The following is a 16,729-nucleotide window of genomic DNA, read 5'->3' as shown; positions in this document are numbered from 1 at the left end:
GCTTTCGATCAGGCGATGAGCCAGGCGGTTGGCCTGCTGGTTGAGCTGGGCAAAGGTCAGCGATTGGGTATCAAACACCAATGCCAGCGCATCCGGGGTCCTGGCGGCCTGGGACTCGATCAAGGAGTGGATGGCACTGTCACGGGGGTAGTCGGCGGCGCTGGCGTTCCAGGTTTGCAGCGCCAGGTGTTGTTCGGCGGCGCTGAGCATCGGCAATTGGCCGATGCGCTGCCGGGGATCATCGACCATGCCCTGCAACAAGGCCTGCCAGTGCCGCGCCATGCGCTCGACGGTCGAGGCGTCAAAAATATCGGTGGCATAGGTGAGCGCCGCCGACAGGCCGTCGGGGCCGTCGAAGGTGTTGAGGGTCAGGTCGAACGGCGCACTGAGGTTTTCCGAGTCGACGGGGGTACACAGCAGACCCCCCAAGGGTTGGCCATCGGCAAACCGCCCGGCTTCCATCTGGTGGTTGAACATGACCTGGAACAACGGCGTGTGCAGGCTGTTGCGCTCGGGTTGCAGCGCCTCCACCAATTGCTCGAACGGCAGGTCCTGCCAGGTCTGGGCCTCGTGGGCGGCGGCCTTGACGGTTTGCACAAAGTCCGCAAACGGCTGCTGGCTGTCGAGCGTGGCCTGCATCACCTGGGTGTTGACGAAAAAGCCGATGACCCGCTCCGTCTCGGCCCGGTTGCGGTTGGCGGTGGGCACGCCGACCCGGATATCCGACTGGCCGCTGTAGCGGTGCAACAGCACCTGGAACGACGCCAGCAACAGCATGAACGGACTCACCCCTTGCTGCTGCGCCAAGCCTTTGAGGCCGTCGCTCAAGGCGCGGTCCAACGCCAGCGGCAGTGTCGCGCCGCGCTGGTCCGGCGGCGCCAGGCGTGGGCGATCCACCGGTAGCTCAAGCAACACGTGCTCGCTGCCCAGCCTGGCGCGCCAATAATCCAGCTGCCGACGCCCTTCCCCGGCCTCCAGCCACTGTCGTTGCCAGGCGGCGTAGTCGGCGTATTGAATGACCGGCGCCGGTAACTCACAGGGCGTACCCGTGACCTGGGCGATGTACAGCGCCAGCAGCTCATCGATCATAATCTGCATCGACCAGCCATCGGTGATGATGTGGTGCAGCGTCAGCACCAGCACATGCTCATCGTCCGCCAGGCGCAACAGTGCGGCACGCAGCAGCAGATCATGTTGCAGGTCGAACGGCTGGCTGCTCTGCGCCTGGACAAAGGCCTTGACTGCGGACTCGGGGTCGCCCGCCGCAGCGTCCTCTACCACGAGTTCCAGCGCTTCGATGGGCCGGACAATGCAACGCACCTGCTCATCCTGCTGCACAAAGCCGGCGCGCAAGCCTTCATGGCGCGCCAACAGCTGCGACAGGCTGCATTGCAGCGCCTCGACATCCAGTTGGCCCTTTAAACGCAATGCCGCGCAGATGTTATAGGCACTGCCCTGAGGGTCGAACTGCCAGAGAAACCATTGCCGCTGTTGGGCATACGACAGTTGCTGAGGCCCGGTTTCGCTCGCCGGCACAATCGGAAAACGCGCGACGTTGACGCCCTGTTGCTCCAGCTTGCTGAACAGTTGCGCGCGCTTGGGTGCGCTCAAGTCCTTGATGCGCGCCACCAGTTCCGCAGTTTTGTTAAGCATTGCTTTCCTCCAGGTTTTCCTGCTCCAGCTCATCGAGGGCATCGAAGATCAGGTCAAAGTCATCTCCCAGGCCGTCGTCCTGGACCGCGTTGGCCAACGTTTGGGCCAACGCCCCAAGGCTGCCCTGGGCATAAAAGTCCTTCACGGCCACGTCCACCCCAAGCACCGCCCGCACCCGGGACAGCATCACCACCACTTGCAGGGAATGCCCACCGAGGTCGAAGAAGTTGTCGCCAAGCCCCACACGCTCGACCGTGAGCACTTGCTGCCAGATCTCGGCCAGTTGCTGCTCAAGCGGCGTAACCGGCGCCACATAGGCCTGTTGCATCTGGCTGACGTCCGGGGCCGGCAGGGCCTTGCGGTCCAGCTTGCCGTTGGGGGTCAGGGGCATCTGGGGGACAAACACCAGGTGTGTCGGGACCATGTAGTCGGCCAGGTGCTGCTTGAGGCCGGCCTTGATCGACTCGCGCAACGCTGCGTGTTGTTCAGTGCTATCGGTAGCTTCGGCGAGCACCACATAGCCCACCAGTTGTGGCCCGCTGGGGCCGTCCAGGGCCACCACGGCCGCTTCGCGCACCGTGTCCTGGGCCTGGATGCGCGCCTCGATTTCCCCCAGTTCGATACGGAAGCCGCGGATTTTCACCTGGTGGTCCAGGCGTCCGAGGTACTCGATCACCCCTTCGACGCGATAACGCGCCAGGTCGCCGGTGCGGTACAGGCGCTGGCCGGGGGCACCGAATGGGTCTGGCAGGAAGCGCTCGGCAGTCAGGCCGGGGCGCTGGAAGTAGCCGCGCGCCAGGCCATCGCCGCCGATCAACAGCTCGCCGGGCACGCCGACCGGGGCCAGCGCGCCGTCCTGGCTGAGGATGTACAACGCGGTGTTGTCGATGGGCCGGCCCAGCCATGGCTGGCCGTCGAGGCGATGGGCGGCCGACCAGATGGTGGTTTCGGTCGGCCCGTAGAGGTTCCACACCACGCCGCCGAGGGCAAGCATGCGTGCCGCCAGTTCATCGGCCAGGGCTTCGCCACCGCAGAGCAAGGTGCAGCCTTGCAATGCCGCCACCTGCGGGCTGTCGAGCAACATGCGCCAGGTCGAGGGCGTGGCTTGCAGGGTGTTGACGCGCTGGGTCGCGACCGTGGTGAGGATTGCGTCTGGGTCGAGGGTGGTGTCTTTGTCCACCAGCACCGCACAGGCGCCGACGGTCAGCGGCAGGTAGATCTCCAGGCCGAAGATGTCGAACGAGAACGTCGTCAGCGAGAGGATCCGCTCACCCGCCGCAAGCCCCGGTGCGCGGGCCATGCTCGCAATGAAGTTGCCGAGGGCGCCATGGGCCACCATCACACCTTTGGGCTTGCCGGTGGAACCGGAGGTGTAGATCGCATAGGCCAGGTTGTCCGGCCCCGCCGACGCGGGAGGGTTGTGGCTCGGATAACCGGCGAACCAGCCCGCCTCGCCCTCCAGCACCAGTGCCTGCACACCGCCCGGAATCGGCAGCGCGCCGAGCAGCGGCGCCTGGGTAATCAGTAAGCCCAGGCCGCTGTCTTGCATCATGTACGCCAGGCGATCGGCCGGGTAAGCCGGGTCCAGCGGCACGTAGGCGCCACCGGCCTTGAGGATCGCCAGCAGGCTGATGATCATCGGCAAGCCACGCTCCACCGCAATCCCCACCAGATGGTCCGGCCCGACACCTTCGGCCAGCAGCCGGTGGGCCAGTTGGTTGGCCTGGCGGTTCAGCTCGCCATAGGTCAGCGACTGTTGGCCAAATACCAGGGCGACGGCATCGGGCGCGCGCTCGGCCTGGGCCTCGAACAATTGATGAATGCACTGCTCGCGCGGGTATTCCACCGCTGGCGGATTCCATTGCGCGACCACCTGGCGTTGGCGGGCGACGCCTTGCATCGACAAACCACCCAGCGCCAGCTCGGGCTGATCGAGCATGCCCAGCAGCAGGTGACGCAAATGTTCGCTGAGTTCGTCGATGGTGCCGACGCCAAAATGCGCATGGATAAAGCGCATATGCACCGTCAGGGTCTCACCCAGGCTGACCAGCAGGCTCAGCGGGTAGTTGGTCTGCTCGACACTGCGTACCTCACCGAACACCAGCCCCTGGGGCGCACCGCGCTTGAGGGCTTCGGCCACCGGGTAGTTTTCAAACACCAGCAGGCTGTCGAACAGCGCGTCACCGCTGTGCCCGGCCCAGCGCTGGATATCGAACAATGGCGTGTGCTCATGCTCGCGCAGGGCCAGGTTTTGCGCCTGTACGGCGTGCAGCCATTGGCTGACGGTTTGCTCGGCGCGCGGGCTGGCAATCACCGGCAAGGTGTTGATAAACAACCCAACCTGCTGCTCGATACCCGCAAGGTCTGCCGGGCGGCCGGCAACCGTGGCGCCAAAGGCCACGCAGTCCTGCCCGGTATAGCGTTGCAACAGCAGCAGCCACGCGGCTTGCACCAGGGTGTTGGGGGTGACTTTCTGCTGGCGGGCAAACTCGCCCAGACGGCGGGTTTGCTCCACATCCAGCGTCAGGTAGTGATCGCCATGGCCACTGCCAAACACCGGCCCCGGGGCGCTGACCGCCTGGGCCAGCAAGGTCGGCTCTTCCAGTGCCGCCAGGTTGGCGCTCCAGAACTGTTGGCCGGCCTGTTGATCCTGGCGTTGCAGCCAGGCGATGTAATCGCGATAGCGCCCCACCGACGGCGTCGGCACCTGGCCGTCATAGCGTTGCAGCACTTCGCCCAACAGTTGGGAGTTGCTCCAGCCATCCATCAGGATGTGGTGGTGGGTGTAAAGCAGCTCGCTACGACGCTCATCCAGGCGCACCAGCACCAGGCGCAACAGCCCTGGCTGGTTCAACGCAAAGCCCTGGGCCAACTCGGCAGCGGCCAGCGCTTGCAGTGCCGCCGGTTGATCGTTGCGGTCACGCCAGTCGAGCACGCTGAACGGTACTTCAAGCTGCTTGTGCACCACCTGCACCGGCTGCGGCAAACCACCCTGCCAGGCGAAGGCCGTGCGCAGGATCGGGTGAGCATCGACCACCGCCTGCCACGCCGCACGGAAGCGTTCGGGATCGAGGCCATCGATGCCGACCTGCATCTGGTTGACATAATCGCCGCCGCCCTGCTCCAGCAGGCTGTGGAACAACATGCCTTGCTGCATGGCTGACAGCGGATAAATGTCCTCGATGGCTGCAGGCACATCAGCCAGCGTATCCACTTGCGCCTGGGTCAACGCCGCCAGCGGGAAGTCCGACGGCGTCACGCCGTGTTCGCCACGGGTCGTGCAATGCTCAATCAGCGCCTTGAGTTCCACGGCCAGGGCATCGGCCAGTGGCTCAATGGTCGCGGCGTCGAACATCTGCTGGCTGAAGGTCCAGCCCAGGCACAGCTCGCCGTCGAACACCTGGCCGTTGAGGGTCAACCAGTTGCCCAGTGGCGCATCCGGGTGCTGTTCCAGCCCGGCGTGTTCACCACTGGGTACGAACAAAGCTGCTTGCCCGCCTTCGAGGCTGCTGTCGAACTGGCCCAGGTAGTTGAAGGTAATACGCGGCAGCGGCAGCGCTGCCAGGGTTTGCTGCACGGCAGCGTCGCCCAGGTAACGCAAGGCGCCAAAGCCTACGCCCCGATTGGGAATGGCGCGCAGTTGCTCCTTGACCTGCTTGATCGAATCGCCCAGCGCCTCGGCAGGTGCCAGGCGTACCGGGAACAGGCTGGTGAACCAGCCCACGGTGCGGGTCAGGTCCTGGTTGTCGAACAGCTCTTCACGGCCATGGCCTTCGAGCTGGATCAGCACTTCGTGGCGCCCGGTCCAGCGCGTGATAACCCGCGCCAATGCCGTCAGCAGCAGGTCATTGACCTGGGTGCGATAGGCCGCGGGTGCCTCCTGCAACAAACGCCGGGTCAGGTCGGCATCCAGGCGGGTGTCGAGCGTCACGCCATCGCGACTGCGCAGGCTGGCACCAGGCTTGGCGCCCGGCAGATGGTTGTCGGTTGCGTGCAGTGATTGCCAGAACGCGATCTCGGTTTGCAGCGCGGGGCTGCGGGCAAGCCCTTGCAGTTGCTCGGCCCAGGTTTTGAACGCGGTGGTCTTGGCCGGCAGGCCCACAGCGGGCTGGCGGTACGCGTCCTGCAGGTCTTGCAGGAGGATGCGCCAGGACACACCGTCGACCACCAGGTGATGGATGATCACCAGCAGGCGCTGGCTGCCATCGGCCTTATCAAACAATACCGCGCGCAGCAGCGGGCCGTGTTGCAGGTCCAGGCTGGCCTGGGCTTGATCCGCCAGCGCCTGCAGCTCGGCTTCATCGTTGACCCGGTGCTGCCACAGCAGTGCAGGGGTTGACGCCTCGCCGTGGCTGGCGAGCCATTGCTCGCCGTGCTGCTGGAACCTCAGGCGCAACGCATCGTGATGGGCAACCAGCACCTGCAAGGCCTGGGCAAGTCGTGCGCTGTCCAAAGGCTGCTGGGGCGTCAGCAGCACGGACTGGTTCCAGTGCTGACGCTGGGGAATCTCCTCGTCAAAAAAGGCCTGCTGCACCGCCAGCAACGGCATGCCGCCGGCCACCGGCCCCTGGTCGATGCTCGGCAAGCCATCGCCGCTGCGGGTTACAGTGGCCAGGCCGTGAATGGTCTGCTGCTCGAACAACGCCTTGGCAGTAAAGTGCAGGCCCGCCTGACGGGCTCGGCTGACCACCTGCATCGACAGGATCGAATCGCCGCCCAGTTCGAAAAAGTTGTCGTTCAACCCCACGCGCGGCAGGTTCAACACCGTTTGCCAGATAGCCGCCAGTTGCTGTTGCAGCGCCGTGACCGGTGCCACGTAATCGTGTTGCAACAAGCTGGCGTCCGGCGCTGGCAGGGCCTTGCGGTCGAGTTTGCCGTTGGGGGTCAGCGGCAAGTGGTCGAGCAGCATCCAGTAGGTGGGCACCATGTAGTCCGGCATGCTCGCCTTGAGACTGGCCTTGAGCCGCTCGCGCAAGGCCGGCTCGGCCTGCGCCGGCACGATATAGGCCACCAGTTGCTGGGCGCTTGCGCCCTGATGGGCCAGCACCACTGCGTCACGGACACCGGGTTGTTGCAGCAGCCGCGATTCGATTTCGCCGAGCTCGATACGGAACCCACGGATCTTCACCTGATGGTCGATCCGCCCGCAGTAATGCACCACGCCCGCCGCGTCCCGGCGCGCCAGGTCGCCGCTGCGGTACACGCGGCTGCCAGCCACGGCAGCGAATGGGTCGGGAATGAAGCGCTCGGCAGTCAGCGCCGGACGCTGGTGATAACCCTGGGCCAAGCCCTCGCACGCGGCAATGCACAACTCACCGACCACGTCATCGGGCAGCGGGTTGGCGTCGCGATCCAACACATACAGCGCCCGCCCCGGCAAGGCACGGCCAATCGGCACGCCATTGGCCGCGTCGGCATCCATCCGTTGGCACAAGTGGGTGCTGGATACCACCGTGGCTTCGGTCGGGCCATAGGTGTTGAGCAAGCGCACGCTGCCAAGGCCGGCGGCGTGCCAGAGCTTGAGCCCTTCCACCGACATTGCTTCGCCACCGACATGCACCTGGCGCAATTGCCCGCGACTGCGCTGCGGGTCCGCTGCCCAGTCCTGGGCCAGCAGGAACCAGTACGCCGCCGGCAAGTCGGCCAGGGTCACACCGTGCTCGATGATCTGCTCGTACAGGGTCGCGGTGTCCCAGGTGTCGTCACCGCGCAGCACCAGGCAGGCGCCTTCGCACAACGGTGGGAAGCATTGCTCGACAAACCCGTCGAAGCTGAACGTGGCGAACTGCAGCACCCGCTCCTGCGGGGTGAGTTGCGAGTATTCGGCGGCGATCGTGCAGAACTCGCGCAGCGCGCCATGGGCGATGGACACGCCCTTGGGCTGCCCGGTGGAGCCGGAGGTGTAGATCACGTAGGCCAGGTGCTCGGCCAGCGCCAGGTTGACGAGGTTGGTACACGGGTAGTCGCGCTCCGAACCGTCGAGCAGCAGGCACGGTACGCGGGCATCGGCCAGGGCGTCGTCGAGCACACCAGGCTGGCGCAGCAGCAAGTCCATGGCGCTGTCATCAATCATGTAGGCCAGGCGCTGGGCCGGGTAATCAGGGTCCAGCGGCACATAGGCGGCACCCGCCTTGAGGATCGCCAGCAGGCTGGCAATCATCGCCCCACCGCGACGCACCGCCAGCCCGACTCGCTGGCCGGGCATCACACCCTGCTCGCGCAGGCGGTGGGCCAGGCGGTTAGCGCGCTGGTTGAGTTCGGTGTAGGTCCAGCGCTCGTCACCGCTGATCAAGGCCAGGGCATCCGGGGTCGCCGCGGCGCGCCGTTCAATACGCTGGTGCGCCAGCAGTGGGTCGAGCGCCGGCTGCACTGCGCCTTGCTCCAAGGCTGGATCGCGCAGGCTCAGGCTGCCCAATGCCTGGCCGTTATCCTCGACAAACTGCTCAAGCAATTGCAGCAGACTCGTGCCGATAGCGTGTATCTGTTGCGGGCTGAAGTCGGCCTGGGCGTAGCTGAAATCCAGGCTCAGGGTTTCACCCAACTCGATGCCCAGGGTCAGCGGATAGCTGGTCTGTTCATGGTTGTGCAGCCCGCTGAAGCTCAAGCCGGCCGGAGCACCGGCTTGCAGCGCCTGGGACACCGGGTAGTTTTCGAACACCAGCAAGGTGTCGAACAGTGCGCTGCCGGGCTGCCCGGCCCAGCGCTGAATGTCGTACAGCGGCGTGTGCTCGTGCTCACGCAGGGCCACGCTGTGCGCCTGCACCTGTTGCAGCCAGTTGGCGACGCTTTGGGTGGCATCCGGGCTGCAAATGATCGGCAATGTATTGATAAACAGCCCGACTTGCTGCTCGATCCCCGGCAAATGGGCCGGACGCCCGGCCACCGTCGCGCCAAAGGCCACGCTTGGCTGGCCGCAATAACGTTGCAGCAAAATCGCCCATGCCGCTTGCAGCAGGGTGTTGAAGGTGACTTTGTTGTGCCGGGCAAACGCCCCGAGGCGCGCCGTGGTGTGGGTATCCAGCAACAGGTGGTGACTGGCATGGCCGCTGCCTGAGCGCGGCGCCGGCAAAGCGTTGGCCAGCAAGGTCGGCGCGGCCAGCGCTTGCAGGTGCGCGCTCCAGAACTGTTCACTGGCGCGGGCGTCCTGGGCCAGCAGCCAGCCCACATAGTCGGCATAACGCCCGCTGACCGGCGCAGGCACGTGCCCTGCGTAACGTTGCAGGACTTCCCCAAGCAACTGCGCGTTGCTCCAGCCATCCATCAGGATGTGATGGCTGGTGTAGATCAGCTCATAACGCTGGCCCGCCAGCGGTACCAACACCAGGCGCAACAACGGCGCCTGATGCAGATCGAAGCCTTGTTTGCGTTGTTCGAGGGCCAATCGATCGAGGTCGTCGGGGGCCTGGTCCAGCACCTTCAGCGGCAGTTGCACCGAGCGCTGGATCGCTTGCAACGCCTGCGCCTGGCCTTCCCAGACGAAGCGCGCGCGCAATACTTCATGGCGCTCCAGCACCGCTTGCCAGCATTGGCCAAACCGCTCCACGTCCAGGCCATCGATGGTCAGGCGCAGTTGGTTGATATAGGCGTCGCCACCGGCGTCGTAGGCGCTGTGGAACAGCATGCCCTGCTGCATCGGCGACAGCGGATAGAGGTCCTCGATCTGCGCCAGGGGCAGGCCCAGGCCTTCCAGTTGCGCCTGGTCGAGGCTGACCAGGGGAAAGTCCGAAGGTGTGGCGCCGCCCTGTTGTGGATCGAGGCAATGTTCGATCAACTCGTGCAAGGTCTGGGCGCAGTGATCCACCAGGGCCTGAATGGTCTGGCGACGATAGACTTCGCCACTGAAGCTCCAGTCCAGCTCCAGCTCGCCAGCGTATACCCGCCCTTCCACGCTCAGCCAGTTGGCCAGGGGCGCCTCCAGGCTCTGGGCCTGGCCGCCGCCTTCGCTGGCCGGCACGAACAGCGCATCCTCGCCAAACTGCTGGTCGAACTGCCCCAGGTAATTGAAGGTGATCCGTGGCTGGGCCAGCGCCGCCAACTCGTCAGCCGCAGCGCCGTAGCGCAGCACGCCGTAGCCAATGCCCTTGTGGGGCACCTGGCGCAATTGCTCCTTGATCGCCTTGAGCGTGTCGCCCAGCTCGCCACTGGGGGTCAGGCGCAATGGATACAGGCTGGTGAACCAACCCAGGGTGCGGGTCAGGTCGATATCGTCGAACAGTTCTTCGCGACCGTGGCCTTCCAGTTGGATCAGCGCCGAGGGTTGGCCGGTCCATTGGCAGACCGTGCGCGCCAGGGCTGCCAGCAGCAGGTCGTTGACCTGGGTGCGGTAGGCCGCAGGCGCCTGTTGCAGCAGTTGCCGAGTCTGTTCGCGGCCCAGGCGCAGGCGGATATGCTCAGCCACTGCCTGGGTTTGCCGGCCTTGCGGGTTATCCCGAGGCAAGTCGGTTGCCACGCCCTGCAATTGCTCGCGCCAGTACGGCAACTCGGCCAGCAGCGCCGGGCTGCGGCTGTAGTCGTCCAAGCGCGCGGCCCACTGCTGGTAGGCACTGGTCTTGTGCGCCGACACCAGGGGTTCGCCGGCCACGCCTTGGGCGTAACCGCGCTGCAGATCTTCCAGCAGCACACGCCAGGACACCCCATCCACCACCAAGTGATGCAGCACCAGCAACAGGCGCTGGCTGCCGTCGGCCATGTCCACCAGCATGGCCCGCATCAATGGGCCGCGTTGCAGATCCAGGCTGGCCTGGGCGAGATCACATTGCTCACGCAAGGCCTCGACGCTGGCGGCCTGGCGCTGCCACAAGTCCACCGTGGCCGATTCCGCATGCGCCTGCTCCCAGCCTTCCCCGCGCTCGACGAAACGCAGGCGCAAGGCATCGTGCTGGGCCACCAGCGCCTGCAACGCGGCCGCCAGTGCCGCGACGTTGACCGGCTGCCGGGGGGTGAGCAGCAGCGACTGGTTCCAGTGCTCGCGAGCCGGAATATCCTGGGCAAAGAACCATTGTTGGACCGGGGTCAGCAACACCGGGCCCTGGGCCGGCCCTTGCTCGATGGTCAGCGTCGACACTTCGCGGGCGGCAGCGGCCAGGCTGCGCAGGGTCTGGTGGCGGAACAGGTCGCTGGGCGCCAGTTGCAGGCCGGCCTGACGGGCGCGGCTGACCACCTGGATCGACACGATGGAGTCGCCGCCCAACTCGAAAAAGTTGTCATCCAGGCCGATCTGCGGCAGCCCCAGAATGTCCTGCCAGATCCCGGCCAGCAGCAACTGCCGGGGCTCCTGAGGCGCACTGAACGCCTGCACCTTGGCCTCGCCGGCCCGTGGCAAGGCCTTGCGGTCCAGCTTGCCGTTGGGGGTCGCGGGGAACTGCGCCAAGGCCATGATCACCGTGGGCAGCATGTATTCGGGCAGGGTTTCGGCCAGGTGCGCGCGCAAGGTTTGTTCGAACGCCGCTTGATCCTGCGGCATGGCCGCCGGCACCACATAGGCCACCAGCAACCGGCCATCCTGGGCGATCACCAGCGCTTCCTTGATCTGCGGGTGGCTGAGCAGACGTGCCTCGATTTCCCCCAGTTCAATACGCAGGCCGCGGATCTTCACCTGATGGTCAATGCGCCCGACGTATTCGATGACGCCGTCAGGGCGGTAACGGGTCAGGTCGCCGGTGCGATACAGGCGCTCGCCGGTGGTGGAAAATGGGTTGGGTACATACTTTTCGGCGGTCAAGGCTGGCTGGCCGAGATAACCCCGGGTGATCCCTGCACCGGCCAGGTGCAACTCGGCAGCGGACCCGGTGGGTACGGGCTGCAAGTCGGCATCGAGGATGTAACCCTGGGTGTTGCTCAACGGTCGGCCAATGCACGGCTGGCCCCCGGCTTCGCGGGGCGTCCAGGTGGAATAGGTGGTGTCTTCGGAGGGGCCGTACAGGTCATAGACCTGTTTGATCGACGGCTGCTGATAGAGGCTATCGACCAGCGACTGCTTCAGTGGCTCACCCGCGAGGTTGATGATGCGCACGCTCTCGGGGATCTGCCCGGCACGCTGCAAGGCGTTTATCGCCGACGGCACGGTGTTGATCAGGCGCACCTGGTCGCGGGCCGGCAGGTCCGGCAGCTCCAGGGCATTGCGCGCGAGGATCAGCGAACCGCCGTTGGCCAGGGTGACGAAAATTTCCCACACTGACAGGTCGAAACACACTGAGGTCGAGGCCAGCACGCCCTGGATATCTTCACGGCTGTAGACCTGCTGCGACCAGTGGATCAGCGCCAGTACGTTGCCATGGGCAATCGCCACGCCCTTGGGCTTGCCGGTGGACCCGGAGGTGTAGATCACGTAGGCCAGGTTGTCGGGCTCGACCTGCGTGACGGGTGCCGTCAGCGGGTAGTCGGCCAGGTCATCCATCAACAGCACCTGGGCCTGGGTCTCGGGCAAGTCTGCGAGCAGCTCGGCCTCGGTCAGCAGCACCTGGGCGCGGCTGTCTTCGAGCATGTAGGCGACGCGGTCGGCGGGGTAATCCGGGTCCAGCGGCACATAGGCGCCACCGGCCTTGAGCACGCCAAGCAAGGCGATGATCAAGGCGTCGGAACGCTGCATGGCCACGCCGACTCGCACTTCGGGGCCCACGCCCAGTTCGATCAGTTTGTGGGCCAGTTGATTGGCCTGGCGGTCCAACTGGCGATAGCTCAGGGTCTTGGCGCCATAGGTCAGGGCCAGGGCGTCGGGCTGGCGCTCCACCTGCTCGGCGATCAGTCGATGAATACTGCGCTGTTGCGGGTACTCAGAGGCGGTGGCGTTCCAGTCATGAATCTGCTGCTGGTAGTCTGCGGCATCCAGCATGGGCAACTCGGCCACACGCTGCTGCACGTTGTCGACCATGCCGCCCAGTATGTGAATCCAATGACGGGCCATGCGTTCGATGGTGGCGGATGTGAACAGGTCCGTGGCAAAGGTCAGCGCGGCGCGCAGGGTGCCACCCTGCTCCCAGGTGTCGAGGCTCAGGTCGAATTGGGTGGTGCGGCTTTGCCACTCCACCAGGCTCAGGGATAGGCCGGACTCCAGCACCAACGCCTCAAGATCAGCCACTTGCGGCTGGTGGTTGTACAGCACCTGGAACAGCGGCGTGTGGCTCAGGCTGCGCTCTGGTTTGAGGGCCTCGACCAGGCGTTCGAACGGCAGGTCCTGGTGGGCCTGGGCACCATTGACCACGTCCTTGAGTACCTGCAGCAAGTCGCTGGCCCGCGCCTGCCCATCGACGTGCGCCGCCATGACCTGGGTGTTGACGAACAGGCCGATCAAGCCTTCGGTTTCACCCCGGTGCCGGTTGGCAATCGGCACGCCCACCCGCAGGTCGGTCTGGCCGGTGTAGCGAAACAGCAGGATCTTGAAGGCGGCCAGCAACACCGTGAACAACGACACGTTCTGCTGGCGCGCCAGCAAGCGCGCGCCTTCGGCCAATTGCGCCGGCACCGCGAACTCAAAACGCTGGCCCTGATGACTGGCCACGGCTGGACGCGCAAAGTCCAGGGGCAACTCCAGCACCGGGTGCTCATCGCCCAGTTGCTCGCGCCAGTAATCCAGTTGTCGCGCCTGCTCCCCGGCTTCCAGCCAGCGGCGCTGCCACAGGGCGTAGTCGCTGTACTGGATCGGCAGGGCCGGCAATTGCGGCGACTGCTGGCGTTCAAAGGCGTCATAGCAACGGATGAACTCGTCGATCAGCACGTTCATCGACCAGCCGTCCGAGACGATGTGATGCAGGGTCAACAGCAACACATGCTCCTGCTCGGCAAGCTTGAGCAATTGCACACGCAGCAACGGGCCGGTGGCCAGGTCGAAGGGCTGCAACGATTGCGCGGTGGCGGCGGCCATCACCGCCTGTTCGCGCTCGGCCGGCGGCAAGTTGCAAAGATCCAGAGGTTCGATCGCCAGCGCAGGCTCGCAGGGCACTTGCAACAGGCGCTCATCGGCCTGGCGCTGGAACACCGTGCGCAGGGTTTCATGTCGCGCGATCAGGCTGGCAAACGCCTGCTCGATCGCCGCCAGGCTCAAACGCCCCTTCAGACGCACCGCTCCCGGCAGGTTGTAGGCGGCGCTGGCCGGATCCAATTGCCACAGAAACCACATCCGCTGCTGGGCGTAGGACAACACCTGGCGATCCTCGGCCTCGACCTGGGCCGGAATCGGAAAACGCGAGAAGTCGATCCCTTCTTTTTGCAGCGCCTGGAGGAACATCTGGCGTTTTTCCAGGGGCAACCCGATAAACCGGCGAGCAAGTTTCAAGGAGTCTTCAGCGTTCATTTCTTGGGATCCGGAGCAATAGGCAGGAAGCACAAAGGCACGTCGTCCCTATAAAACGAATCCAGACGGGAAAAATTAGCGCAGGCGGGTGCAGTCATCAGGCGTTACATCAAAGCCGGGAGAAGTCCGCAAAGCGGTCCTATCATTGACGCACAACCGTATTTGCAACTACATTTAGTTACACGCAGGGAACGCCGTGTCCAAAAATGAAAAGCTGCTCGCCAAACTGCTCAACCTGCAGATGGCATTCACCTGGCCTGAGCTCGTCACATTGCTGGGCTGGCTGGGTTATCGACAAATCGAAGGGGCTGGGAGCCGCGTCAAGTTCGACATCGGCGACCCGAGTGCAATGATCACCTTGCACAAGCCCCACCCTGGCAATGAGCTGAAACACTACATTCGGCGCCAGATCATTGAACAGTTGGAATCAGGAGGCTTGCTTCAATGAGCAACCAGTTGAAATACAAAGGCTACATCGGCTCCATAGAAGCCAGCGTCGAGGACAATTGCCTGTTCGGCAAGCTGCTGTTTATCCGCGCCCTGGTCAGCTACGAAGGCCAGACCGTGGCCCAGTTGGAAGCTGCCTTTCGCGAGGCGGTGGAGGATTACCTGACTACGTGCCAGACCTTGGGCCAGGCACCAGAAAAGCCCTGCAAAGGCTCATTCAATGTACGGGTCGGCCATGATCTGCACCTGGCCGCAGCCCTGGCGGCGACGCAGAAAAAGGTCACGCTCAACGACCTGACGCGCCAGGCCTTGAACGAGTTCCTGCGTCATCATGCGGCAGACAGTCACCCCGCCCTGGGGTGACTTAGCCCAGGCGGCGGTAGCCCAGCACGGCGGCCGCCAGCACCACCGCCCCGGCCACCAGCGCCACCCAGAACCCGCTGGGGGCGCCGAATTGATCGATCATCCAGCCGGAACTTGCCGCACCGATGGCCACGCCGATGCTCAGGCCGGTGATCAGCCAGGTCATGCCTTCGGTCAAGCGGCTGGGGGGGACGACCTGCTCCACCAGCGCCATGGACACAATCAGCGTCGGCGCAAAAAACAGCCCGGACACAAACACCGCCAGCGCCAGCCCAAGGATATCCCCCACCCACAACAACGGCAGCGTGGTCAACGCCGTGGCCAGGCCACAGAGCAGGAACTGCCGGGGCAACGGCATGTGCAATTTCAATGCACCAAAGGCCAGCCCCGCCAGGCACGAGCCAATGGCATACACCGACAGCACAATACTCGCGGCTGCCGGCTGGCCCTGATGCTGGGCGAACGCTACGCTGACCACGTCCACCACACCGACGATGGTGCCCATGGCCATCAGCAGGATCATCAGCACCAATACCGAAGGCTGGGTAATCAACCAGCGGCCCTGCTGCTCAAGCTGAGCGTGAATAGCCGGTTCAGTCTGTTTTTGCAGGACGAAGGTGGTCACGCCGACCGCCAGCAAGATCGCCCCCACCAGCGGACCGGCTTCGGGAAACAGCAGCACGCACAGCCCTACCGATATCGGTGGCCCAAGGATAAAGCACACCTCGTCCAGCACCGACTCCAGGGCAAAGGCGGTTTGCAAGCGGGGCTGGCCACGGTAGATCTCGGTCCAGCGCGCACGCACCATGGCCGACATATTGGGCATGCAACCGGCCAGGGCGGCGAAGATAAACAGCGTCCAGTCCGGTGCCTGCAAGCGGGTACACAACAACAGCATCAACAGCGCGCCCCCGCCAATCACGGCCGCCACCGGCAATACGCGGCCCTGGCCGTAACGGTCTACCAGCCGTGAAACCTGCGGCGCGCAAAACGCCGTAGCCAAGGCAAAGGTGGCCGCCACTGCGCCCGCCAGCCCATAACCACCGCGGACCTGGGACAACATGGTGATCAACCCGATACCGGTCATGGAAATCGGCATGCGCGCGAGCATGCCGGCCGATACAAAAGCCCTGGAACCTGGCGCCTGAAACAGCTCGGCGTAGGGGTTTGCCATGGTGCGTGTCCTCTTGCTGGGAGCCCTGGAGCTTGCCATTCAAGGCAATCCGGGCGAAATATATACGGTGCGTATGTGACAAATCATGAGTAACATACGCAGCGTATGTCAACTACCCACCTGACCAGGACGAGCATTTTCCATGAGCCGAGCCCGCGCCGAGATGATCGAAGAAACCCGCGCCCGCTTGCTAGCCAGCGCCCGCCACGCTTTTGCGACCCAAGGCTTTGCCCATACCTCCATGGACGATTTCACCGCGCGCGCCGGCCTCACGCGGGGGGCGCTGTACCATCATTTTGGCGACAAAAAAGGCTTACTGGCAGCGGTGGTCGCGCAACTCGACAGCGAAATGGATGAGCACCTGCAACAAATCAGCGCCCAGGCCGCAAACCCCTGGGAGGGTTTTTGCGAACGCTGTCGCGCGTATTTGCGCATGGCCCAGGATCCGGAAATCCAGCGCATTGTGCTGCAAGATGCGCCGGCAGTGCTGGGTGCTGACGTCGGCGCCCAGCAGCAATGCATCGACTCACTGCGTCGGCTGCTGGAGGGATTGATGCAGGTCGGATTGATTGAACAGGCCCCCAGCCTGGCGCTGGCCCGATTGATTAATGGCAGCCTGGTGGATACGGCGCAATGGATTGCCCATGCCGAACGCCCGGATGAATGCCTGGAGCAAGCGCTGCAAGGCTTGGATTTGCTGCTTCGGGGGTTGAAGCCTGTGGCCTGAGCCCCTAGCCTGTTGTGGAGAGGGGACAAGCCCCCTCTCCACAGTTGGCCCCTCACCACAACTACCCCTGAAAACG

The 16,729-nt window shown here is 64.5% G+C and carries 6 protein-coding genes; 3 read left to right on the top strand and 3 right to left on the bottom strand.

The window, feature by feature from the left end; genetic code table 11:
* Together BHC62_RS16945 and BHC62_RS16940 are read right to left on the bottom strand one after the other, a co-directional pair.
* A partial coding sequence (locus BHC62_RS16945) for a condensation domain-containing protein (protein WP_256324373.1) occupies positions 1–1,653 on the bottom strand: 1,653 nt, incomplete at its 3' end.
* On the bottom strand, positions 1,646–13,942 hold the full coding sequence (locus BHC62_RS16940; RefSeq protein WP_070995597.1) for a non-ribosomal peptide synthetase: 12,297 nt from the start codon (positions 13,940–13,942) through the stop codon (positions 1,646–1,648). The genes BHC62_RS16940 and BHC62_RS16945, both read right to left, overlap by 8 nt.
* Positions 13,943–14,138: 196 nt before the next feature.
* Between BHC62_RS16940 and BHC62_RS16935 the strand changes: the two genes are divergently transcribed.
* Both BHC62_RS16935 and BHC62_RS16930 read left to right on the top strand, forming a co-directional pair.
* Complete coding sequence (locus BHC62_RS16935; protein ID WP_029293161.1) at positions 14,139–14,390, top strand: type II toxin-antitoxin system HicA family toxin; 252 nt, start codon at positions 14,139–14,141, stop codon at positions 14,388–14,390.
* Positions 14,387–14,752 carry a type II toxin-antitoxin system HicB family antitoxin gene (locus BHC62_RS16930; protein WP_070995596.1) on the top strand — a complete coding sequence of 122 codons (366 nt, stop codon included), beginning with the start codon at positions 14,387–14,389 and terminating at the stop codon, positions 14,750–14,752. Before BHC62_RS16935 ends, BHC62_RS16930 begins: the two co-directional genes overlap by 4 nt.
* Position 14,753: 1 nt before the next feature.
* Here BHC62_RS16930 and BHC62_RS16925 read toward each other — a convergent pair whose 3' ends face one another.
* The gene (locus tag BHC62_RS16925) at positions 14,754–15,926 is read right to left on the bottom strand and encodes an MFS transporter (RefSeq protein ID WP_070995595.1); all 1,173 of its coding nucleotides are present in this window, start codon (positions 15,924–15,926) and stop codon (positions 14,754–14,756) included.
* Between the two features lie 142 nt (positions 15,927–16,068).
* On the opposite strand from BHC62_RS16925, the gene BHC62_RS16920 reads away from it, so the two are divergent.
* A complete protein-coding gene (locus BHC62_RS16920; RefSeq protein WP_070995594.1) occupies positions 16,069–16,653 on the top strand; it encodes a TetR/AcrR family transcriptional regulator in 585 nt (194 codons plus the stop codon).
* Positions 16,654–16,729: the final 76 nt, after the last annotated feature.

It is taken from the genome of Pseudomonas sp. 06C 126 (assembly GCF_001855215.1).
GTDB lineage: Bacteria > Pseudomonadota > Gammaproteobacteria > Pseudomonadales > Pseudomonadaceae > Aquipseudomonas > Aquipseudomonas proteolytica.
This window is presented reverse-complemented; position numbering and strand designations above follow the sequence as displayed.